Origin of the sequence: Draconibacterium sediminis (assembly GCF_000949475.1) — a bacterium.
Taxonomy (GTDB): Bacteria; Bacteroidota; Bacteroidia; order Bacteroidales; family Prolixibacteraceae; genus Draconibacterium; species Draconibacterium sediminis.
In genome coordinates this window covers 2,232,450-2,256,811 of sequence record NZ_JRHC01000001.1, presented here as the reverse complement: position 1 = coordinate 2,256,811, position 24,362 = coordinate 2,232,450, and the positions used below count along the sequence as shown (strand labels likewise).

The 24,362-nt window shown below is 39.1% G+C and carries 13 protein-coding genes; 1 reads left to right on the top strand and 12 read right to left on the bottom strand.

Annotated features, from left to right (window positions below; all coding sequences use genetic code 11):
• Positions 1–169: 169 nt before the first annotated feature.
• The 7 genes from LH29_RS08765 to LH29_RS08735 all read right to left on the bottom strand — a co-directional run bounded on the left by LH29_RS08765 (position 170) and on the right by LH29_RS08735 (position 12,481).
• Positions 170–1,726 (bottom strand): glycoside hydrolase family 32 protein, encoded by a 1,557-nt coding sequence (locus tag LH29_RS08765; protein WP_045027824.1) that lies wholly within the window; start codon positions 1,724–1,726, stop codon positions 170–172.
• Between the two features lie 2 nt (positions 1,727–1,728).
• Positions 1,729–3,990 carry a GH32 C-terminal domain-containing protein gene (locus LH29_RS08760; RefSeq protein ID WP_045027823.1) on the bottom strand — a complete coding sequence of 754 codons (2,262 nt, stop codon included), beginning with the start codon at positions 3,988–3,990 and terminating at the stop codon, positions 1,729–1,731.
• 77 nt (positions 3,991–4,067) lie between these two features.
• Positions 4,068–5,243, bottom strand: coding sequence for a DUF4960 domain-containing protein (locus tag LH29_RS08755; RefSeq protein WP_045027822.1), 1,176 nt, complete (start codon positions 5,241–5,243; stop codon positions 4,068–4,070).
• 27 nt (positions 5,244–5,270) lie between these two features.
• The gene (locus LH29_RS08750) at positions 5,271–6,992 is read right to left on the bottom strand and encodes a RagB/SusD family nutrient uptake outer membrane protein (RefSeq protein ID WP_045027819.1); all 1,722 of its coding nucleotides are present in this window, start codon (positions 6,990–6,992) and stop codon (positions 5,271–5,273) included.
• Between the two features lie 11 nt (positions 6,993–7,003).
• The gene (locus tag LH29_RS08745; protein WP_045027817.1) at positions 7,004–10,165 is read right to left on the bottom strand and encodes a SusC/RagA family TonB-linked outer membrane protein; all 3,162 of its coding nucleotides are present in this window, start codon (positions 10,163–10,165) and stop codon (positions 7,004–7,006) included.
• A gap of 43 nt (positions 10,166–10,208) precedes the next feature.
• Positions 10,209–11,111, bottom strand: coding sequence for a carbohydrate kinase family protein (locus tag LH29_RS08740; RefSeq protein WP_045027814.1), 903 nt, complete (start codon positions 11,109–11,111; stop codon positions 10,209–10,211).
• A gap of 32 nt (positions 11,112–11,143) precedes the next feature.
• Positions 11,144–12,481, bottom strand: coding sequence for a sugar porter family MFS transporter (locus LH29_RS08735; protein WP_045027811.1), 1,338 nt, complete (start codon positions 12,479–12,481; stop codon positions 11,144–11,146).
• Positions 12,482–12,953: 472 nt separating this feature from the next.
• Between LH29_RS08735 and LH29_RS08730 the strand changes: the two genes are divergently transcribed.
• Entirely contained in the window at positions 12,954–15,704 is a 2,751-nt protein-coding gene (locus LH29_RS08730) for a substrate-binding domain-containing protein (protein ID WP_045027809.1), read from the top strand.
• 46 nt (positions 15,705–15,750) lie between these two features.
• Here the strand turns inward: LH29_RS08730 and LH29_RS08725 are convergent, their stop codons facing one another.
• From LH29_RS08725 to LH29_RS08705, 5 genes are all read right to left on the bottom strand, one after another.
• Positions 15,751–17,319, bottom strand: coding sequence for a glycoside hydrolase family 32 protein (locus LH29_RS08725; RefSeq protein WP_052670703.1), 1,569 nt, complete (start codon positions 17,317–17,319; stop codon positions 15,751–15,753).
• Positions 17,320–17,390: 71 nt separating this feature from the next.
• Entirely contained in the window at positions 17,391–19,553 is a 2,163-nt protein-coding gene (locus LH29_RS08720) for a GH32 C-terminal domain-containing protein (protein ID WP_052670702.1), read from the bottom strand.
• A gap of 111 nt (positions 19,554–19,664) precedes the next feature.
• The gene (locus LH29_RS08715) at positions 19,665–20,771 is read right to left on the bottom strand and encodes a DUF4960 domain-containing protein (protein WP_082063500.1); all 1,107 of its coding nucleotides are present in this window, start codon (positions 20,769–20,771) and stop codon (positions 19,665–19,667) included.
• 11 nt (positions 20,772–20,782) lie between these two features.
• On the bottom strand, positions 20,783–22,615 hold the full coding sequence (locus tag LH29_RS08710; RefSeq protein WP_045027805.1) for a DUF4960 domain-containing protein: 1,833 nt from the start codon (positions 22,613–22,615) through the stop codon (positions 20,783–20,785).
• A gap of 57 nt (positions 22,616–22,672) precedes the next feature.
• A complete protein-coding gene (locus LH29_RS08705) occupies positions 22,673–24,361 on the bottom strand; it encodes a RagB/SusD family nutrient uptake outer membrane protein (RefSeq protein WP_045027803.1) in 1,689 nt (562 codons plus the stop codon).
• Position 24,362 lies beyond the last annotated feature (1 nt).

Sequence of the window (24,362 nt, the reverse complement as noted above, 5' to 3'; positions counted from 1 at the left end):
ACAATACAAATGATATCACCAAAATGAAACGACACATAATTCTCAAGCTAATAACATTTAAAATTAACAAAATTAGACCAAGAAAAAATAGACAAAAAGCCCGATGGAAACCATCAGGCCTTTTTGATATTAATTAAACTAAACCACGTAAATCGGATCCCCATCCATTTTACCATATTTCTGCTAATTTACTAATTTCACCATCGAGTAATTCTACCTCTCCTTTTTCCGAGAACAGGCTTATTGATGTAAATTCTTTGGTAGAGAAAAATTGTTCGGTCATCACCACCAAGCCGTCAACTGCAAATAATTCAACCGAAGAATTATCTATTATAATTTTGAAACTAAGTGAAGAGGAATTGACTATATACGGTGCAAAATGATTGCCGGCAAACTCCTGATTCGGACTATCCCATCCTCCATTACTCCGATCAATAAAAAAAAGTTTATTTAGGTTGTCGTAACCAATTTTTAGCGATTCTTTTTTTTCATTTGATAAAATAATCCCGAAACGCTCACCAAAATTCATTGCTGTATTGTTTTCAGTATTAAAGTTCAAGTTTATTTCCATCGGGAACTGTGGTTTCATATTAATCTCCTGCATTCCTGAAATTATGGAGCCTAAGATTTTTTTTGAACCTGATTTTAGTTTTTCAAATTCTTTTACCGGCGACGAAACCAGTAAATAATCGTTATAGATTTCGGTCAATTTCAGCGTTCTTGGAAGAGTAAATGCCCCCCTCCATGTTGACGTTGGGACTTGATTTGCATATTGCCAGTTATTCATCCAACCAATCAAAATTCTTCTTCCATCTTCATCCGGAATATCCGACCATGTTACACCTGCATAATTATCCTTACCATAGTCCAACCATTTAGTCCTTTCTCCGTGTGGTTCAAATACATGCCCGTCAAATTCGCCTACAAAATATTGTGTAGCCGAACCTCCATTTGGCCCTCCCGGATTGATACTTACCAGTAATACCCACTTAATTTCGTCTGTTCCTTCCACTTGCAAAGGAAACAAATCAGGGCATTCCCAAACGCCGCCATGTGCTCCAATTCCTTCTCCGAATTCGCTTTCCAGGGTCCAGTCGATCAAATTGGGCGAAGAATAGAAATTAATATGGTCAAGCACTGCAAGGGTCATTATCCATTTTTCACTTTCCGGGTGCCAACTCACTTTTGGATCGCGAAAATCACGGATTCCGGGATTAGGCAAAACCGGGTTATTTTCATATTTCGTCCAGCTACGCCCTTTGTCAAGGCTATATGCAATTCCCTGAGACTGAAATTTATCAGTTCCGGTATTTTCCAACTCCCGATTGTGATAGGTAAAAATAGCCACCATTGGCGGAACGCCGTTTTCTCCCAAATCCGATGTATTTTCCCAGTCAATTACAGCACTTCCCGAGAATATCCAACCTAAACTGTCGGGGTACAATGCTATTGGGAGCTGTTCCCAGTGAATGAGGTCTTTGCTTACCGCATGCCCCCAGTGCATTGGCCCCCAGATTGTAGTATCCGGGTTATGCTGAAAAAACAGGTGGTATTCACCATCGTAATACACCATCCCATTCGGGTCATTAGCCCACCCTGTTTCAGGCGAGAAATGAACCTTGGAACGGTATTGTTCATTGTATTTTTCTTGTTGGTTGTTTGCCGACGGCTCGCAGGCACTTAAGATAAAAACTACCACCAGAAGCTTATAAAATGTCTTCATCATTATTAATTTACTTTTATAAATTGTTGAGTTGATATTTGGTTGTCATTCAAAACATAAAGAATGTAGTGTCCCGTTTTTAAATCGCTTATATCGATTTCGGACGAGGAAATACCGGGAAATATTATTTTTTCTTTCAGGGTTTGTCCCAGTAGGTTTATAACTTTTGCTGTGGCGGTTCTACTGGTTCCAGCATTCAGCGTAAAGTGTATTTTTTGGTTGGCCGGGTTAGGATATACATCAATCGATTTTATGTTTTCTCTTCTGTCCAGTATTCCAGTGCCCAGCTCCTCTTCCCAAATTGAGTTGAGCTCCCAACCATTAAATGATTGAAGTACTGATGATTCATTTATCGAGAATAATTCGATGCCTTTTTGAAAATAAGGATTAGGAAACATCAATGAAGTTAATACAACATCTCCATCATTCACAAAAACTTCAAGCGACAGTTGGTCAACAAAAACATGAAAACTGATTTTGTTTTCTTTTAACTGCACAGGAGCATTTATAACCCGCGGAAATTTGCTGTTAAAGCTTACATATCCGCTTTGTGTACGGTCGATAAAAACATTCGAGGTTTTAGCGTCGTAACCCAATACCATTTTATTGGCATCCGAAACACAAAGATTAAAGCCGACTTTCTGATCGCTTCCCGGGTTTACTTCGTAAACTGCTTCAAACTCATAAGTGTTTTTCAGAGGTTTAAACTCTGTTAATACAGTTGTTCCTTCTACTGTTTTGTTCGTTAGTACTACTTCTTCCTTTCTTAACTTCTTCAATTCCTCAATTGGCTTTTGAGTGATTTTATAACCTTGAAGAGTGCTAACCAGCTGTATTTCGCGGGGCAGCGACTCAGCTGTACTTCCTCCCCAAGAGGTCGGAATGCTATTGGCATAATCCCAGTTATTCATCCAACCAAGCCAAATGGTACGGTCGTCATCTGCATCGTAATTCCGGTAAGTTCTTACAGCATAAAAATCGGGGCCGTAATCAATCCAGTAGGCATGTTCGTATCTATGGTCGGTAAGAATATCCGAGAACATAATGTGGTCGATATTAATGTGTCCCCAACTACCTGAGAAATTGTCGATAATTTGTAATACAGCAGTTTGTCCGATGTATTCACTTACATCCCAGCCAAACCATTTTAGCTGTTCCGAATTGTCGCCGGTAGCCGTTCTTACAACTTCTCCGTTTACAAGCAGGTTAATACAGGTTAAATTATTGTGGTTTCCGCCAGCTATTAAAAAGTTGATAAAATTCTTGGAAACCATAAACTCCGGAGATGTCAGTTTCCCGGTTGCGGCATCGCCACCATTAAAAGAATTCACCAGGTAGTCGCCCAAATAACCTGATACATCCATTTGGCCGGACAGGGATCCATTTGCCGGGCCCGTGCCAAAAGCAGTTCCTTCTGTAGTCCATGTTCCGTAATCAGAAGCTTCAAAATCAGTAAATAGTTCACCGTTGATACCGGTGCCATTTTTCAAATAAGCCAGGGTTGTACCGTCAGGAGTGAAAGTACTTCCATCAAAATCGCCTACCCAGTATTGCCCACGATTAGGACCCATCCCACAAATCATAACCCACTTCTTATTTTCAGGATTACCATCTAATGGGAGTTGAAAAAGGTCGGGGACTTCCCAGGCGCCTGTTCGTGCACCAAGTGGCCCGAAAGACGATTGTTTAGTCCAGTTTTTCAAATCAGGAGAGCTATAAATTTCAATACGATGTTCACCCGGACGTGTAATAGCCATTGCCCAACGGTCGAGTTGCGTATCCCAAAATACAGAGGGGTCCCTGAAATCGGTTGAAGTGGAAGGAATTACCGGGTTATCGTTGTAATAATTGAAGTATTTAAAATCGGGCGAAGTACTCGATGAGATTCCCTGCGTTTCAATATTTGTTGTTCTATTGTGCATGGTATAAATCGCCACGGCAACCGTGTCATCTCCGGTTCCAAACCCGGCAGTGTTTGCAGTATCTACAACTACCGAACCAGTGTAGTAATCGAAAGACGAGTTTCCTCCCTGCATGGGCCAGGGATATTCTTTCCAGTACACCAAATCTTCGGAAACGGCGTGGCCCCACCAAAAAAGATGATACAGACTGTCGAATTTTATGGTTCCGTCGGGGTCACCAATCCAGCCACTTTTGGGAGAAAAATGGAATTGTGGCCGGTACTGCTCACTATAGTCCTGAGCTTTAACAATAAGCGAAAAGCTGAACAACACACCAATTAATAGGGTCACAAATATATTCTTCATAATAATTTGTTTAATTATTTAATCTCCCAAAGCTGTTATAAGAAGGAAGCCATTTCAGGCTTCCTTCCTTTTATGAATTATTCTTTCGATTTTGCCAATAGATATGCAATGCTATTCGATGTCAGTTTCTCGCGGTTACCCGCTGTGTTTTCAACATCATTCTCAGCATACCAGTCATAAGTTCCTGAACCAATAAAGATAGCGGCACCTTTACCATCATGTTTATCCCATAAAACCAGGTTAATCTCCATGCCGTTCCAGTTGGACACCAATACTTCACAGTTGTTAACGGTTTCGAAGTATGCAACCCGTTCCTCAATGGTTGAGCCACCAACTGCGTAATCCGTCCAGTCATCCACGTTATACTGGTTGGTACGGTTACGGCGTGCAACTCCGTTAGGCAACATTATAAATTTTGTTGGGTCATCACTTTTATAGTTTAATCCCTGAGCTATGGGGTTTTCTGGATTACCGTACCACCTCAAATCCCAATCGCCCCAGTTATAAGAATCAGGATTTGCCTCGATATCGCCAAAAGCATTGTTTGGAGCAAATTTTGCTTCGCTAACAATTCCCAGTTCATCAACCAGCGAACCGGCAAAATTGGTTAACAGGATGTTACCTCCATTTTCATAATACGTTTTCAGCTTGGATACTATTGCAGAATTATCGGCAACTCCGTATAACATTTGAGCATCAGGCCAGCAAGGGCGTGTACCCTGGTCTGAATGATACCAAACGGCATTGTATTTGCTCAAATCTACTGTGCCATCGGCAACCTGACTAAAACTTACATATTCAGCAGAAGGATATTTCTTTAAAAACCATTCTGCAGCTTTTTGGTCATCTAAAATCGTCATAGCAGATACATTGGCAGGCTCGCCCAAAAAGGCAAAGTAGAATTTCTCGGAAACAGTAACGGTGTATTGGCAGTAAATATCGCCGTTTACAATCGTAAACTCAACAGGATTGGTGAAATCCATGCTTGATGTAATAGCAGGAGTAATGACAGCTCCTGCTGGAAGTACAATCTCCGGGCTTATATTGCTAAGATCAATATTGCTCCCGCTTTCGATGGTTACCGTAACGGTTTTGTTTGCTTCATCGATTTCGCCTTCAGTCCCATCAACTGAAAAACTCTTTATTTTTACATCAGCATCCAGATTTAGCGGGCTGTTGTATTCCTCTTCACAGGCAGAAAATAATCCGGCTGAAATGGTGATTAGTATTAGATATATTAAATATTTTTTCATTTTATTTTCCTTTAAATGTTAGACCTGTTACCAACCGTGGTTTTGTTGATATAATCCTTTACTAAAATCAATTTGATTTTGAGGAATAGCAAAATACTCATGCTTCCCTTCCGTAAACTGACCATCTTTCAAGTATTCCCTTTTGGTTTTTTCTTCAGCAAAATAGCTATTGATATAATCTCCGGCTATTCCCCAACGTACCAAATCATAGAAACGAATTCCTTCCATGGCCAATTCAAGCCTTCTTTCCCAACGCAAGGCCTGACGCGCAAATTCCTGAGTCCAGTCACAATTTTCTCCTGGTTTATAGATATCCATTCTGTAGTTTGAACTTGGGGTGCCATCGTTCATTTTCAACATGCCTGTACTATTGATTGCACGTTGCCGAATCTCATTGATAATTGGCAGTGCTTCATCCTGGCGTCCCAATTCAATTAATGCTTCAGCTTTCCATAATAATACATCGGCAAAACGGATAATGTCGGTGTTTTTCGAGCTTGCCATAAAAGGTGGCACTTTTTGAAAGCAAGCACAGTTAGGTGACTGATTTTCTTTAAGAGAAGAGAAATGTCCGTAAATTTGGGTTGCCCGGGCCCAATCCTTCTGATAGATAAAATTGGGGTCGTATTTCCAGGGATGCCCAGGAATAGCAACGGTATGATCTAATCGCACATCAAAAGAATTGTTGTAAAAATCAGCGCCTTCAAGTACATCCGAGTCGTTAAAAGTATCGAACTGAGGCAATCCTTTTTCATCGGTTTTAAATGAATTTACAAGGTTCTGGGTCGGTATATGAAACCAACAACAGCCGTACTCAGGATTCATTGGATAATTCAGCATGTTTCCCCAATCCAGGCGCCCCTTTGGCGTACCGTCGTCAACCGATCGTTGAATAGAAAAAACAGATTCGGTACTACCATCGTCGTGGCTCCAAAGAAAGTTATAGCCAAAATCGGTAAACAACGAGTATTGAGCCGAAACTTCATCAACAAGGCTAACAACCTCCTGCAATTTTGATGAATTGATCCCCGTAACCGAGTTGTCATCACCCTGTTCGTATGCCTGGTAAAGTTTTGTTTTTGCCAAATATGCTTTGGCAGCATAGGTATTTGGCCTACCCTTATCGCTTTGTGTTTCAGGAAGATTACTGGCCGCAAACGCAAATTCGGCAGCAATTTTATCCCACAGTTCCTGATCCGAAAATTCACGATTCGATACTTCGCCATAAGCTTCGCCAACCACGGTTTCATCAATCCACGGAATGTATTTAAACATAGTTTTCAGAATGAAATAATGATGCGCCCTGAGAAAACGCATTTCTGCCTCACGTTCTGTTTTCTCCGGGTAATCTTCTACCGAAAGCTGGTTGATAACTTTAAGCGCCTCGTTTGCACGCCCAACACCCACATACAACCTGTACCATTTCTGGTCAACAAGAGGATTATCTGTAGTGTTGAAAGCAAAAAGTTCCATAAAATTAAATTCCCAGATATCACCGGTTCCTCCTCCACCTTTATAAGAATCTCCACTGGTATTGTCGGCATAAGGCCAAAGTGAATTGGGCGCTGTATAATGGTCATTGCCAAGCTCGGCATAAGCTGCCATAACCATTCCTTCTGCATTCTCGGGGGTTAAAAGCTGGTCGTTACTGATGATACTCTTTGGAGTCATCTCTAGAAAGGAATCTGAACAGGAAATCAAAAATCCTGCTGTTACGATTGCCAATATTTTTATTGTTTTATTCTTCATGATAGTCCGTTTTAAAAAGTTAGATTAACACCAATTGTGTAACTTGCCGGGATCGGATATGCAAATCCGGGTGATTCAGGGTCAACACCTGTGAACTGGTCGTTACCTTTCGAATCTTTTATTGTGAAAAGGTTTTGTCCTTGCAGATAAACACGTGCTGATGACAGTTTGGCTTTATTAACCAGATTTTTGGGGAGATTATAACCCAACTGCAAATTTCTCAATTTCAGGTACGAACCGTTTTCGATGAAATAGGTTGACCCCCGGTTTTCGTTGTTAGTATCGGTCAGAGTCAACATTGGAATAGTAGAACCAGTATTGTTTGGAGTCCAGGCATCCAGAGTTCTTGATCCAAAGTTTGTTCCCTGCCAGATAGATGTAAAATCGGTGAGGTGTTTAAATTCGTTGTAGACATCGGCACCATAAATTCCCTGAAAGAATATATTTAAATCGAAATCTTTATAGGAGAAACTGGCGTTTAATCCGTATTCAAAATCCGGGTTGGGATCTCCAAGCCAAGTCCTGTCAAGAGCGTCAACAACACCATCTGGTTCATAAACGAAATTACCATCGGCATCCAATCCTCCAATATCTTTATATCGAATACGACCAACTCCTTTGCCGGTTTGTTCAGCATGGGCATTCACTTCATCCTGGTTCTGGAATATTCCATCCGCGATATATCCAAAATGAACTAAATCAGAATGTCCGATTACAGTTTTGTTAGTTCCCGGGTCGCCAGGATATCCGGTAAGAACTTCATCTGGCAAATAGGTTACTTCCCGTTTATACGACGATACATTCGCCGCTAAATCCATACTAAGTCCACTTGCAAAATCTTTTCTGTAACCGAATACTACTTCCCATCCTTTGTTTTCAAGAGTTGCTCCGTTTACCCATTGGTTTCCACCTTCACCTTTAACTGCGAGATAGGGAGGTTCAATTAAAATATCCTTTGTTTCCTTAAAGAAATAATCGATACTTCCGTAAATCGTCTGGTCGAAGAAACCAAAATCGATACCGAGGTTAGTTTGATTGGCTTCTTCCCATTTGAGCAATGGATTTCCCTCACGTATTTTTCTGAATCCGGAAGGCAGCGTTCCAGTATCAACTCCCATTATATCATAAGCTGTTCCAGAGTCGAAAACCCATGTAGGATCAACGCCATAATCCGTACGATAAATTGAATAAATGGCTTCGTTACTAATTTGCTGGTTACCGGTAATACCCCAGCCGGCTCTTAGTTTCAGATTAGAAACAGATGAAACAGACTCCATAAAGTTTTCTTCACTGATTCTCCATCCTAAAGAAAAGGCCGGGAAGATTCCGTACAAATTATCTTTACCAAAACGTGATGAACCATCGCGGCGTAGTGTTGCTGAAAACAAATATTTTGAATCATATACATAGTTAGCTTTCGCGAAAACAGAAAATAGTGAGTTACCTGAACCACCTCCTCCGTTTAATACTTTTTCCGTTCCGGCATCGAGGTACATATAATCAGGATCTTCAAGAACAAAACCTTCGCGACTTGCCCAGAACCATTCATCTTCGTATTTAATGGCTTCAGTTCCTGCAACCACATCAAGGCTGTGTTTTTCTTTTTCGAACTTGTAATTCAATGTGTTGGTCCATGTCCATGATAAGTTGTGCGACTGTGAAGTGGTTGTACGGTTAATGTCACTAATCAAAAATCCCGACACATAACTATAATCCATTTTACGCCTATAAGTTTGGGTGTAGTCCACACCATAACTTGTCCTGAAATGTAAGCCTTTCATTATTTCGAGGTCGGCATAAATATTTCCAAAAACCCGCGATGATTTTCCTTTGTTTTGTTTGTTCTGCTCGATTAAACGAACCGGATTGTGCCGATCTGTCATTCCCGGGGCAGGACCACCCCAGCCACCATCAACAGAATTTACCGGAACGACGGGTTGTTGCACCAATGCCAGGTACATTACATCGCCGGTAGGAATTTCGGCATTGTATATTTTTGAAACATTCAGGTTCTCTCCCACCTTTAATTTTCCGTCCCAAAAATTATAATCGGAATTAATACGTGCGGTAATTTTATTCGAGTTAGTTTCTTTGATAATCCCGTCGTGGTTATAATAATTCAAAGAAATAAGTGAACTTCCTCTTTCATTTCCGTTAGAGATTGTAAGGTTATAGGACTGAATAAGTGAAGTTTGAGAAATCTCGTCGTACCAGCGTGTATCAGCCGGACGCATGGTTTGTGCAGGATCGATATATTCAGGCAATAAAATTTTGTCGAGCACTGCATTGTCGCCATCCAGATGCCAGTCGTATTTATAAATACTTGAAGTTGGTGTCAATCCGTCGTTGATTGCAGCCTGCCAGTTTACATATCCCCGGTCATAGGTATTCAGCACATCGAGTTTTGAAGTATATTGCTGAATAGTGGCATAAGAACTGAATTCAACCTTGGTAACTCCTTCTTTTCCTTTTTTAGTTGTAATAAGAATTACACCGTTGTTTGCCCGCGAACCATAGATACTGGCAGCAGAAGCATCTTTTAATACCTGCATCGATTCGATGTCGTTCGGGTTTAGTTGTTCAATACCTCCGGTTGTCGGCACTCCATCAATAATATAGAGCGGATCGTTACTTCCTCCGCCCATGGTACTACCACCTCTGATTCGAACAGTAGCGAATGACCCCGGATTTCCGTCAGTAGTTACATAAAGCCCGGCAACACGGCCCTGCAATGCTTTAATAGCATTTCCTGTTGGTGTTTCTTTTACTTCATCCATTTCAACTACGCTGATGGCACCTGTTAAATCAGCTTTTTTCTGCGTTTGATAACCCGTTACAACAATCTGGTCTAAGCCAATAGCTTCTTCATTCAACTGTACATTAATTGTTGTTTGATTGCCTACAGCAATTTCCTGCTTAAGCATACCCACAAAACTGAATACGAGTGTTGCATCTGTTGAAACAGAGATGGTATAATCCCCGTCAATACCAGTAATTGTTCCATTCGTCGTTCCTTTTTCAATAATAGTTACGCCGGGCAAACTTTCCCCGTTGGAGTCTGTAACATTACCAGAAACAGTGGCTTGCTGTGCAAACGACACTGTTGAAAGCAAACTCAACAGGACAATAAATATCCCTTTGCCTGCTTTTTTCAATTTGATTAGTTTCATCATAATTAAATAAGATTACTTAGTTTTAGTATTATTTATTTCTCACTTACACTTTAATTTCAGATAGTATCGAATTGATTTCTTTCATATCGTAATTAGGGGTCGCTCCCGTTTTTGTTGCCACAAAGGCACCGGTTGCGCATGCAAATGCCAAGGCTTCATCAGGGGATTTACCATTTATAAGCGAAGAAATTAATCCAGCCAGAAATGCATCGCCGGCCCCAACTGTATCAACTGCATTTACCTTGAAGCCCGGATGCTCATAAAATTCACCTTCGCAGTACAAAATGACTCCGTCTTCACCTTTTGTAATACAAACCATTTTTATGTTGTATTGTGAAGCAAACCATTTAATCAGGCTTTTCTCGTCATATTTATGTTTATTGTACCAGTTTGCAAAAACGACTAGTTCGTCTTCATTCATCTTCACAATATCAGCTTTCATCAAAAGCTCTTCAACTACCTTTTGCGAGTCGTAAGGCTTTCGAAAATTGACGTCCACGAGCTTTACTCCACTATAGTCTAATAAAAACATGATAGATTCCCGCGAGATAGGATTTCGAGAAGCAAGCGTACCATAAATCAGCAGACCGGACTTTTTTGCTTTATCCATTAATTCTTTTGTCAATCGAATGTTATCCCACGCTACTGGTTCACATATTTCGTAGGTTGCATTATTGTTTTCATCAAGTTGAACAATAACTTCACTTGTTGGCAAAAAATCTTCCGTTTGGATATAACTGGTATCGAGCCCCGACCTATTCAAAAAGGCTTTTAGTTTATTGCCTTCATCGTCATTCCCTATGCTACTGGCAATGGTAGCATCCATGCCGATAGCATTCAGGTGAAGCGCCACGTTCATTGGCGCTCCTCCCGGTTTTGCTCCCGAAGGCAACCTGTCCCAAAGCACTTCCCCAATGCACAATATTTCCTTGTTTTTAATTTCCATGATTAGTTTCTTTTGATGTTATATGATGAGTGTTATTTTCTTTTCATCTCAAGCTGAATTTCCTCCAGCGATTTCCCCTTGGTTTCAGGAAGAACTTTCCATGCAAAAAAGAAATGGAATACCATCATGATCGCGAAAAAACCAAAGGAGACTCCGCCACCAACTGCATTGTTTAAAACCGGAAATCCCCATATAAGTGCAGCAGCAAAAATCCAATGGGTAAAACTTCCGAGTGCCTGTCCCTGCGAACGCACTTTGTTGGGAAATATTTCTGAAATAACTACCCAAAGAACAGCTCCTTGCGAGAACGCAAAAAACGCGATAAAGCCCATCAGGTAAATCATTACCCCGTAGCCTCCCAGATCGGAGTAATTTTCGGTAAAGAAAGATTTTGAAAGCATTCCAAGAAAAAATACCATACCAACTGAACCAACCATTAACAATGTGCGCCGTCCGTATTTATCGATAAGAAAAAGAGCTACAAAGGTGAAAAGCAGATTTGTTGCACCTACCGAGATGGATTGGAGTAAAGAGATATCGGTTTCGAACCCTGCCATTTCAAAAACACGCGGGGCATAAATCATTATGGCATTAATACCGGCTAATTGGTTGAAAGCAGCAATCATTATTGCAATCATCACCGGGAAACGGTTTTCTTTTACAAACAGTTTAGCGTGACCGATAGCTTCTTCCTGCTTAACTGATTCTTTCACAATCCTGACTTCCTCTTCCGGATCCTCAGCTTTGATACGTTCAAAAGTGGACAAAGCCTCTTCATATCGTCCATGGTTAATTAACCATCTCGGACTCTCAGGAACCAGATTCAACAATAAAAAGAATGAAAGGGCAGGAATTGCCTCAATTCCAATCATCCAACGCCAGGAATCGAGATCAATGGTGCTGACCAAAAAATAATTAACTGCAAATGCCAGGAAAATAGCAGTTACAACAAAAAACTGATTGAGTAACACTAATTGCCCACGTTTTTTTGCCGGTGAAATTTCGGCAATAAACATGGGTGTAACCACTGAAATACAACCTAGCATTATGCCTGTCACCAATCTAAAAAATAGCAACATACCCCAGCCTATTGAAAAAGCACTTCCTAAAGCTGAAATAAAAAAGATACCTGATAAAATGATTAAAGATTTGCGTCGGCCAAACTTTTCAGCTGGTTTCCCTATTATTATAGTACCAATTATAGTACCTACAATAGCTATTGCTATGGTAAAACCTAACCAAAAACTATTTAAATTATATAGCTCTTCAAGTTGTGTTGTCGTCCCCGACATCATGGCAATATCGTAGCCAAAAAGAAATCCGCCTAAAGCAATGATCAAGGCGACGGTTAAAACGTTCTGTTGTTTCATTTCGATTCAGAATTATTGGTTTAAAACTCTGAACCAAAAGTAGCGGGACGCCAATTTGAAGGCATTAATGAATGTTACAAATACAAGCAATGATGTTTCAACACTTCAGTAACTACGACTCCAAGCAACAACCCTGAAACATTTTTACAAGTAAATGTAACAATTGTGTAAGAGGTATCTTATTCCATTGCTCCAACTATAAAGAGCGAACAATTATTATCCTCGAATTTAGATTTAAGCATTATATTTATGCAAAATGAACGAGATTCATTTAGAAATTTTTATAATCACTCACAGCTTCTCACACTTTCTTATCAATATGAATCAAATTTTCAAACCGTTAATTTATTTATTGATAATAATGTTAACGAGTCCCCCAGAATAAGAATGGGACTAGCATTCGATTTATTTGGTTTGGTAATAACGTTAAGCAAATTTATTCTATTTTAGTCAGGCTTTTCAAATATTAGGAATGAGTTTTTTTTTAAAACAAATATCAACGATTCTACTCCTTCTTTTCATTTCAGAATATGGATTCGCCAAAGATAAATACCTAATAGGTTTTTCTCAGTGTGCCCAACATGGAGATTGGCGACTAAATATGGAAGCTGAAATGGAGCGTGAAATAATGTTTCATGATGATTTATCCTTGATCATAAAACAGTCCTATGACGATGCCAACCTACAGGTGCAACAGATTCACGAATTGGTTGAAATGGGTATCGACTTGTTAATTGTATCTCCCTATCAAATTGATCCCGTACAACCGGTTATCGATGCGGTATTTAAAAAAGGTATACCGGTAGTATTGGTTGATAGAAGAATCAATTCAGATAATTATACGGCATACGTAGGTGGTGATAACTACATGATTGGGAAAGTTGCTGCAAGTTACATCGCCAATAGGCTTAACAACAAGGGTAATATTGTAGAAATTATGGGAGGTTTAACTTCTTCACCAGCTATTGAGCGAACCCGTGGTTTTAATGAAACTCTGGAGAATTTTCCTCTACTTCAAAATATTATGAGGATTAATACAACTGAGACACTTGAAGTTGTGACTGACAGTTTATCTGAGATCATCAAAAGAGACATCGATGTTGATGCAATCTTTGCATTCAATGATGATTATGCGGTAATGGCCAGGAATGTTATTGATCAATCGATAAACGAAGATCATATTTTAATAATTGGAATCGACGGATTACCTAATGCAGGAGGAGGAATAGAAATGGTTGAAAAAGGAATTCTCTCTGCCACTCTAATTTACCCAACTGGAGGAAAAGAAGCGATTGAGATTGCGTCAAAAATTCTGCACAATGAGGTGTTCGAAAAAGAAAATCTACTAAGTACGACACTTGTAGACCGCTCAAATGTTGACATAATCAGGAAACAATTTGATAAAATCAACTCACTTCAAACCGATATTTCCAAATCTAAGGATATGCTACTGAATCTGGGTGAAAAGTTTAAGTTTCAACAGTTCATGTTATATCTAGTTACAGGCACTTTCGTGCTTGTTATCCTTTTAATGTTCTTGCTCGTTCGATCATTTTATAAATTAAAGGATGCTAACATTCATCTCAAAAAGCAAAAGAAAGAATTAAAAAAGCTATCAGATAAAGTAGAGAAGATTACGCAAGAAAAACTGAAGTTTTTTACAAATATTTCTCACGAATTCAGAACACCTCTCACTCTGATTGTCGGCCCTCTTGAGGATCTTTTAAAGACATCTGATTTACCGGATAATATTTATAAACGAGTTAGCCTGATGCATAAGAACTCACTGAGGTTACTCCAGTTGATCAACCAGCTCATGGACTTCCGAAAAATAGAAAATTCAAAAATGAAGCTTCAGGCAGGTCATTATGATGTGGTTAAATTTCTTAGCGATATTCATGAATCATTTTTGTCGCTTGCCGAGAATAGACAGATTAATTTGATTTTCGACACCAATTTATCGCAACTCAAAGCCTGGTTTGATTGGGACAAACTAGACAAAGTTGTATTTAATCTTCTTTCCAATGCATTTAAATTTACACCAACGGGTGGCACTATTAGAATTAAACTTCGAAAAGAACTACTCACTGTAAAATCTTTGTGGGAAGAACAACTGATAATTGAAGTCACGGATAACGGAAAAGGAATCTCACAAAAACATATCAATCATATTTTTGACCGTTTTTATCAGGTTGACAAAACAGACAATTTGAAAGGGACAGGACTGGGACTGGCTTTATCAAAGGAATTTGTTGAGATGCACCGCGGTAGAATAACTGTTGAGAGCATTGAAAGTAAAAAAACAACATTTATAGTAAAACTTCCATTGGGAGATGCACATTTAACCCAGGAAGAAAAAATAAAGGATGAAGGTCAAAAACCGTTGGTGCAAGATCTGCTGGGTTATAGTAATACCAAGCAGAATGTGGACAATGATAAAGGGGCAACAATCAAAACACCGGACTCCATACCAAAACCAGTTGTTCTGCTTGTTGAAGATGACAATGACGTACGGTCATATGTGAAAGAATGTCTACAGGATACATACGACGTTTTTGAAGCCCAAAATGGAAAAATTGCCTTAAAAATGATTGAAGAAGAAGAACCAGATCTAATTGTGAGCGATATAATGATGCCAGAGATGGACGGTTTGGAATTAACCCATCAACTTAAAAATGATCTGAAAACCTGCCATATTCCAATCATCCTGTTAACGGCAAAGTCTTCACTTGAACAAAGGTTGGAGGGCCTTGAAGAAGGAGCGGATTCTTATATTCCCAAACCTTTTAGCAAAGAGCATCTACAAATCAGGATTAGAAAATTGCTTGACCTGCGTAAAAAAATTCACGAACGTTACAAAAGCCAGTATATTATTGAAGATGAACAAAATAATATTTCAAGATTGGATAAAAACTTTCTAGATAAAATATCCAAGATAGTGAAGGATAATATTCAAAAAGAAGAGTTTACGGTAGAAGAGCTGAGTGATTTGGCAGGTCTATCAAGAGTACAAATGTACAGAAAAGTAAAAAAACTAACCGGAATGTCGGGAAGCGAATATGTCCGTTTAGTGAAGCTGAAAGAATCCCTTGAACTGATTAAGACGAGCGGAAAAAGTATGGCAGAAATTGCTCATGAAGTTGGATTTTCATCTCCTTCCTACTTCGCACAGTGTTTTAAGAAACAATTTGGGATTTCTCCATCCGACTATGCAAAAAAATAGCCCGATGCATGCACCGGGCCTTTGCCTACCAAACTTCAAACTATACTTACCAAACAGATTTTAAACTCCAAACTTCTGATTCAAAGAGCTTAACACTTCCATTTGTTGAGAACAATTCTATCTTATCGTATGATTCTTTTGGGAAAACAATGTCGGTAAAAACTAACTTTCCTCCATCGACAAACACCTCCACAGAGGCTTTATCAACAAATAGATGAATGTTCATGGTTTCACCGGCTTTATAATCCGCTGTATGAAGTCCTGCAAAATTATCGGAGAATGAACAAATACCTCCTTCTGAACGATCAGTGTAAAATTTATTCTCAGTGTGGTAATATCCAATTTTAAAATACTCACCTTTGTCATTTTTTAAAACAATACCAAACTCTTCTGGCGCATTATCCCCTGAATCCGGCTTTAAGTTAAAATTCAGTTTCATTTCGGAGCACATGAGTTCAATTTTTGGCATTTCAAGTTCAACCGAACTGGAAACAACTTGCTCTGACAGCTCAATTTTCTCACCGCGAATTTCTTTTAACTCATCTACAGGATTTGAAGCCAAAATATATTCGTCATTGTAAATTTCCAAAACCAACTCCCGCGGTATTGTATTTGCGCTGCGCCATTTTTCTGTTGGCACAACAGTAGCGTAACTCCAGTTGCTCATCCAGCCGATAAATAGTCGACGTCCATCTTCTTTTGGGATATCGCTCCAGGTAACACCAGCGTAATTGTCCCTCCCGTAATCCAGCCATTTTGTGTCAGACTGTTCTGTAGTAAATGTATTGCCATCAAAGTCGCCCACAAAATATTGTGTTGCAGAACCACCATTTGGTCCACCAGGATTAATACTAACCAAAAGTACCCATTGTTTTTCATCGCTTCCCTCAAGTTCCATCTCAAATAAGTCAGGACACTCCCATACGCCACCATGTGCACCTAAATCTATTCCAAAATCACCTTCCTTTTGCCAATCGATTAAGTTAGGTGACGAATAAAATTCAATATGGTCTTTTACGGCCAGTGTCATAATCCATTCTTTGGATTCTTCGTACCACATCACCTTTGGGTCACGAAAATCGCGGATGCCAGGATTTTTTAAAACAGGCTCACCGTATTTTGTCCAGGTACGGCCTTTGTCGTTACTATATGCAATTCCTTGTGTTTGAAAATCTATTTTTCCCTCTTTCTCTAAAACAGGGTTGTGATAAGTGAAAATTGCAATCAATGGAGGTAGTCCATCTTCTCCCAAACCTGAAGTGTTTTCCCAATCAACTACGGCACTTCCTGAAAATATGTATCCATTCTCATCAGGTGCCAATGCAACCGGTAAATGTTTCCAGTGAATAAGATCAGTACTTACTGCGTGTCCCCAATGCATCGGTCCCCAAACCGTTGAATCCGGATAATACTGATAAAACAAATGATATTCGCCCTCATAATAAAACATCCCATTGGGATCGTTCATCCATTTTTCTTCTGGTGTGAAATGAAATTGTGGACGATAGTTTTCAGAATAATAATTGTTAGCTTCAATGATTACCTCTGGATTATTTGTTTTGGTAGTGCAACCAAATATTAGCACTGCTGTAAAAAGAATTAGTATTGTCTTCATTATATATTTCTTGAAATATTTATTCTCGTTCAATTATCTATTTAAGTGGCAATTCGGTAAAAATTATTGAATTATTTCAGTAAAAAGTCTGTTTGATTATTACTGCTTCTTAGTTCCCAGACTTTTAGTTCTTCAATTAGAACAGTTCCACCCTCTGCAAAAAACTCAACTTGATTGCTATTCTCATATTTTGGAAAAATACGGGTTGTAAAACCATCTTTTCCATTAATGAATCCTTCTACTACTGAGCCATCAATAAAAAGTTGAATCTCTATCTCTTCATCTGAGTTAATTTCATATTGCCCTTTTTCAATTTTCTTTTCAACCAACTCGTTTTGGCTTGATCTCGTTAGATCAACAACCATTTCGTCGGTTTTAAGGTCGAAGTATATTCGGGTTTCTTCCCCGTTTTCTTTGTTTTTACCAATGTTGAATCCGAACTTTTCACAGTCTTTCGAAATCACTTTGGCCATAATTTCCAATTGCTGTTTACCGTCAGAAAGAAGCAGCTTTTCACCCGCTTTGATTTCCTTTTCAGCAATGCTTTCTTCATTAGTACGAAGAGATTTCAGTGCCGGATGTGGCTGCTGATAGATGTACCCATCAACCAAGTCCCACGTGCGTGGCATGCTGTAAAGGTGGGTCCAGCCTTGCTGCATCTGCATTTCTGCCGGAATCAAATCAGGTATAATTGCAATAGCTGTTGTTTGTCCATTTTCGTCAAAAGTTACGGATGGGGATAACATTCGATTGATTACTTCCAGGCGCTTCGGTATTTTATGGTCGGGAATAAATTTTTCATCGACAAAATCACCAGTCCAATAAACAGCAACTGCAGGTTTTCCGTCATGAGGAGTTGGATTCACCAAAAGGATGTATTTTCCATTTATTTTCCAAAACACAGGCATTTCCCAAAATATACCGGTATCATCAACGGAGCGATTTCCTTTAAATAACGGGTGCAAATATTCCCAGGTCTTCATATCAGATGATTTGTAGAGCAACACGGTACCTTTCTCTTCCTCACCTTCAACCAACCCAAAACCAATTATCATGTACCAGTTGCCCCCCTCTTTCCATAAATAGGGATCGCGAAAGTCGATTCGTGAAAAGTTTTCGGGAGGTCCCTGAACAAGAGGATTATTCTTATATTTCTCCCAGACAATTAAACTTTCATCTTTAGGAGTTGCCAAGCACATTCCGAATTCTTTACCATCACCTCCGGTATACATTATTGCTGGCTTGCCATTATCATCTATAACTACATGCCCCGACCAGATTCCGTATTGGTCATAACCTTTTTCGGGAGTTAATACCGGACGGTGTTCGGTCCACTGAACCAAATCCGAACTACTATAATGTCCCCAGTTTATTCTTCCCAAATAGACATTCGTACCGTTCTTTTGATTGAAAATGTGATATTTTCCGTTGTAATAAATTAACCCGTGTGTTTCGTTTGTCCAGTTCGCTGCCGGCAAAACATGGTATTTCGGACGATTAAAATCACTTTCAAAACGAATTGAGGGTATAGATAAATCTGGTTTATGTTGAGCGAATTCCTTAATTTCTTGTCTATCAAAATCGTTTTCTGTTAATGGCTTGAACCAAACTTTTACTTCATCAATTATCCCGTTAATATAGTTAATCGGGAAAATATGAATTTTGCTTTCACGTGAATCACGTCCAATAAATAAGGACGAATATACCATTTGAGAAGCGGTAACCGGGGTGCTAAGAATAGTTTCACCATTTACAAATAGAGCAGCTTTGCTTTCGGAAATACCAAGTGCCAGGTTGAACCATTCAAATTTCTGAAGTTGCACACTTGTCGGATACCATTCTGTTTTTCCAGCAACACAAACCGAGAGCATTAATTCTCCAAATTGATTGATATTAGCAGCTATCCAATTGTTGGCATCTTGTTGAAATGAGAAAAATCCAGCGGTATCCGTCGGGTAAGTTTCCAGCGCAAACCAGGCTTCTACTGAGATATTTGATACGTTCTCAGGAAGTTTTGTTTGTAAAAACGTGGAATATCCATCCGTTCGCAAACCATTTCCCAAAATTCCAGGCACTAATTCAAGGTTTTCTTTCAAAGATTGAACCGCCTTTAAAGTTTCGTTCTTCGTATCCTCTTCAAATGACCAATTGACGTTGTACTTTTGCCGTTTGGTGCAAGCAATTAAAAAGGAGAAAGTAAATACAATTAATATTGGTATGTATTTCAGTTTCATTTTACCAGATTTGAGTTGGAAATGTTGTTAAAAATTGTAGGCATAAAAAGAGGCTGCCTAAATAAACTGCTTAAACAGCCTCTTTATGTTTCAATTCAGATAAAATGAATTTTATTTGTTCAATAAATAATCAATACTATTCTTATATATCTTATGCACATTGCTTAAATACGGATTGTCGCGACCATCGTTCATATTCCATTCCATACCACCAATTCCAATTGTAATAATATAACCTTCGAACCTATCAAATGGGTTCCAGACAATAATACCTGCAAAACCCTGTCCGCCAACAGCCCAATCCCATGCAGCAATCGGTTCGGCGCCATAAAGCGAATTAAAGGTGGTATATGGCGCGTTGGTAATAGAGCCTAAATTCCACAAAGCATTATGGTCTTCTTTATATCCGGCGTCGATTACGTAAGCCATATTTGGCGCATAGAAGTCTAAACCAGCAGAAATAATATTAGCGACCTCAGAACCGGTAAAACCAACTCCCCAAGTATCCGGATTATTGCCTCCTTCTCCTGTTCCAATTATATTTCTTAAACCGGAATTGTCACGTCCTAACTCTTCAACAAGGCCTGTCCCCAACAATCCGGCTACAATTTTACCACCTTGTACATAAAACTTAGAAAGCACATTCAGTTTTTCTAATAAGGCTGCCGGTTGGTCTGAAGTTCCTACATTGTCGTAAACATATACTATAACATTAACTCCATTCAGTGCTTCATCCGATAATTCATCGAAAGAAATGTAAATAAAGTCAGTTCCATAAGTTGCTTCTGTCCACTGGGCTGCAGCTTTCACATCATCATCGGCTATTTCTACAATAGTTGTACCGTCACCCAAAAAAGCTACTTTCGAGGGCAGCAACGTTGCATGAACCATATAGGTTCTTTCTGAAAACCCGTTACTTACAACAACCTGAGTAGGACTATTTAAATCAAGACTTGAGCCGCTTGCGGGTGTTACAGTGACTCCATCGGGCACAGTTGCCTCAAAAACCACAGAACTTAAATCGGTACCACCTGCCAAACTGATATTTATGGTGCCGGACAAATGGTCAATTTCAGCACTTTTACTATTGATTGTAACATCTTCAACTATATCGAGAACCGATGGGCCATCCATATAGTTTTCCCTCTCGTTGCAGGATTGCAACCCTAGTAACAGGGTTACAATCGCTACTATATTTATATAGACTATTCTCTTCATTTTATTGAACTTTAATTATTTAAATAATCAATAATGTTCGAAGTAAGCATCTCAATATTGCCTTGATAATCATTAGGTCTTCCGTCATTTGAGCCAAACTCGTAACCAATAATTGTATTTTCAAGTGTAATTACCTTGCCCGCGAAATCTGTTGAGATGTTCGAGTCGAAGTTTGGTTCAACTGCTCCGTTTGTGGGTAGAAACTCTACTGCACCGTAGCCAAAACCATCTCCAATCCAACGTAGTGTTCCCAATTTAACGGCATTAACAGATTGTTCAAACACTAAAGCCGCATCTTGTCCACAACATCCGGGAGTTAAAATACCATCCATGTGCTGCCACCAAATTAATCTTGCTTCCCGGGTACCGGCATTGTTTAGATAAAGTTCTCCATCCCCTTCAAATGTCAATCCATTAAATATCGGATGTCCCCTTCTATCGCCTGAATTGTTAGCATCTCTTACACCTAATCCCCAAATATCATCTACCGGTTTGTCGTAATCTACGCAACCACCAGCATCGGCACAGCCAAACTCGGTATATCTGTAATTTCCTAAACCTCTATCGGCATTATAATCTGCCGGCATACGACCTAAAACATGAATAAATGATGTTGGGTCACCAGCAAGGAATAAGTTTCCACCACCTTTTACCCAACTTGTTAAAGCACCTGCCTGAGCCGCTCCTGGCTGCAATTCAGCTGGCAATAATGTCATCACATTATCTGAAGTAGCAAAATACTGTGTCCCATTTGTAAGCGGAGTCAGGTAATATAACATGGCAACATTCGTATTCGCCAAGGCCTCTTCTGTTATGTTGGCAATTTTAATGTATGCAAAGTCATCCGGATATTGAGCTTTCAAATATTCTGCTGCTGCTTTTGCATCGTCATCTTCAAGGGTATTTATACAATCAGCTTCTCCTAAAAAGACCACTTTGTTGGTAGATTCCTGCGATGATATTGTAACTTGGTATTCTGCGGTTAAACCTTCTAAATTTGTAACAATATAAGTTACCGGCCCCTGACTAAAATCCTGAGCCTCACCTGAAGTTGGAGATACTGTTAATTCATCGTTTAATGTAATTACAGGCGAAACAGAAGACAAATCTGATCCGGCAGGTAGAATAATGTTAATTGTCGATGCATCATTATCAATAACTCCTGTTACTGCACAAACATCTTCAGATGTAGCAAAAACATCAATTACAGGAGCTGCCAGTTGTGTTACAGTAACAATATATGATTTCCCGGTAAATCCGTCGTCAGATAAAACGGTATATTTAACAGGGGCTGTAAAATCATTTATTACTCCAGATTGTGGAGACGCAGTAGTCCCTCCAGGTATAGTATACTGAGGTGTTAATGCTTTAATATCTTCCTCACTTCCAATCGTAACGTTAATTGTCCCATTTACCTGGTCAATTACACCTACATTTTCACCAATGGCAAAAGTCATAATCATCGGATCTCCATAGGCAGCGATGGTAACTGTATATTCTCTGCTCACCTCGTTATTGGTAACTGTGAAAATTACCGGGCCGGAAGAAAAATCAAGTGTACTTCCTGATTCAGGTTCTATTGTTGCTCCTTCTGGAAGTGTCATATCAACGGAAACAGAACTGACATCTGCTCCAGCAGGTAAAATTAGATTTACCACACCATTAGTATGATCAATAGTTGCCTTTTGTCCATTAGCCGAGAAAGACCTCATTATCGAATGAGTATAGTCAGGCACCATATCTTCAAATTTAATGTCATCTTCACAGTTTGTGAATATGGCTAAAGTGATTCCGAAAAAAAGAACAGGAATCCATCTGTATATATTTTTAATTGAATTTTTCATTTTATCGTTTCTTTTTAATATTCATAAATAGGTTAATTATTTTGTCTAATTCATGGATTAATATCCTGAACGTTGTTGGTAAACACCACCTGATGCATCAATTTCAATTTGTGGAATTGGAAGGTATTCATCTCTTCCCGAAGTAAATGATGCTCCTGCATAATAACTTCTTTTAGTACTCTCTTTAAACATGTAGTTATTGATCCAACTCTCGGCAATACCCCACCTAACCAAATCATAAAAATGATGGCCTTCATTATGCAACTCTAAACGTCTTTCTAATCGTAAAGCTTTTCTTGCATAATCTTGTGTTACTTCTGTAGGATACAGTTCTATAGAATAAGTGGCTGCATCTTGCGAGGGACTGTTAAAGTCATACACACGGGGTGTATTTTTTGCCCTGGTACGAATTTGATTAATAATACTCATTCCTGTAGCCACGTCACTTAATTCTATTGCTGCTTCGGCTTTCCACAATAGTACATCGCTAAATTTAATTATTGGAAAATCCAAAGCTCCTTTTGCCCAAGGGAAACCTCCTGATGCCCTTAAATCAGAGTAAGGATCTATTTGATATTTTTTTACTACATAATAGCCGTAAGTTGGCACATCCCTGTTCCAGTTAACTCGCATGGGCATGTTTTCCCAATGCTTCCATGTTATTCCTGGTCTACCTATTGAGTGGTCCAGTCTTGGATCTACTGGAGTTGAAGTATCGTCGTACTCCAAATCAGAGTTATTATACGAATCTAATAACGGTAGCCCACTCGAATTTACCTTAAATGCGTTCACTATGTTTTGTGAAGGTTTATGAAAATCGTCTCCATTTAAATATGGGTGATTGGGATCATCAGCCGGAGAATCAGGAGAATTTATTAAATCTCCAAAATTTAAGTTCCCGAATTCCGATCCATCGTTTACAGAGTACTGAATAGCGAATACATTTTCATCATTGCCATAACCAGGCGTTGAGTAAAGTTTTTCAAGGTCATTAACCAACCTGTATGGTCCGGCTATAACTTTATCCGCATAGGTTATTACCTCACTCCATTGTCCTTGAAATAATTTAGCCTTTGCCAAATATGCATAGGCAACCAGTTTGTTTACTCTACCTAAGTCTTCTTGAGTCTCTGGTAATACTGAAATAGCAGTATTTAAGTCCTCTTCAATTTTACCCCATAAAAATGATGAATCAAAAGAGTTTTCAATACTGGTAACATCTTCAACTGGTGTGTTTTCATCTATGTAAGCAAAAGAGCCAAAATTTTTCATTAGTTCGAAATAGAAATGGGCTCTCAGAACTTTCAATTCCGCAATCCTTAATTCTTTTTGGGAAAAATCAGATGTGTTATTGAGTACTACTATTGCGCTATTCACCCTGAATATTGCAAAATACAAGGCTCGCCATAAATTGTAAACATTTTCTGAAGAGGGAAATACTTGATGAATTTCCAGAGCATGCATTCCGCCTCCAGGATTATCACCAACACCGCCTCCTCCTTTATAAGCATCTCCACTTCTAATATCGGAGAAACACCAATTAGATGGAGCATGGTCAAAGGGCCAATTATCTCTAAATTCACCGGTGTTAAATCTATAGTCTAATCCACTATAGGCACTTACAACAAGTTGTTCAGGATCCAAATTTTCCTCAGAAACTACATTTTCCGGCGCAACATCCAGAAAGTCTTCCTGACATGAAACAAGCAATAATGCTACAAATATTATTAATAGTAATTTTTTCATC

Bases quoted from the DNA above. Each gene is read 5' to 3' on its own strand.
- LH29_RS08765 (WP_045027824.1), bottom strand. From the start codon at position 1,726: ATGATGAAGACATTTTATAAGCTTCTGGTGGTAGTTTTTATCTTAAGT.
- LH29_RS08760 (WP_045027823.1), bottom strand. From the start codon at position 3,990: ATGAAGAATATATTTGTGACCCTATTAATTGGTGTGTTGTTCAGCTTT.
- LH29_RS08755 (WP_045027822.1), bottom strand. From the start codon at position 5,243: ATGAAAAAATATTTAATATATCTAATACTAATCACCATTTCAGCCGGA.
- LH29_RS08750 (WP_045027819.1), bottom strand. From the start codon at position 6,992: ATGAAGAATAAAACAATAAAAATATTGGCAATCGTAACAGCAGGATTT.
- LH29_RS08745 (WP_045027817.1), bottom strand. From the start codon at position 10,165: ATGATGAAACTAATCAAATTGAAAAAAGCAGGCAAAGGGATATTTATT.
- LH29_RS08740 (WP_045027814.1), bottom strand. From the start codon at position 11,111: ATGGAAATTAAAAACAAGGAAATATTGTGCATTGGGGAAGTGCTTTGG.
- LH29_RS08735 (WP_045027811.1), bottom strand. From the start codon at position 12,481: ATGAAACAACAGAACGTTTTAACCGTCGCCTTGATCATTGCTTTAGGC.
- LH29_RS08730 (WP_045027809.1), top strand. From the start codon at position 12,954: ATGAGTTTTTTTTTAAAACAAATATCAACGATTCTACTCCTTCTTTTC.
- LH29_RS08725 (WP_052670703.1), bottom strand. From the start codon at position 17,319: ATGAAGACAATACTAATTCTTTTTACAGCAGTGCTAATATTTGGTTGC.
- LH29_RS08720 (WP_052670702.1), bottom strand. From the start codon at position 19,553: ATGAAACTGAAATACATACCAATATTAATTGTATTTACTTTCTCCTTT.
- LH29_RS08715 (WP_082063500.1), bottom strand. From the start codon at position 20,771: ATGAAGAGAATAGTCTATATAAATATAGTAGCGATTGTAACCCTGTTA.
- LH29_RS08710 (WP_045027805.1), bottom strand. From the start codon at position 22,615: ATGAAAAATTCAATTAAAAATATATACAGATGGATTCCTGTTCTTTTT.
- LH29_RS08705 (WP_045027803.1), bottom strand. From the start codon at position 24,361: ATGAAAAAATTACTATTAATAATATTTGTAGCATTATTGCTTGTTTCA.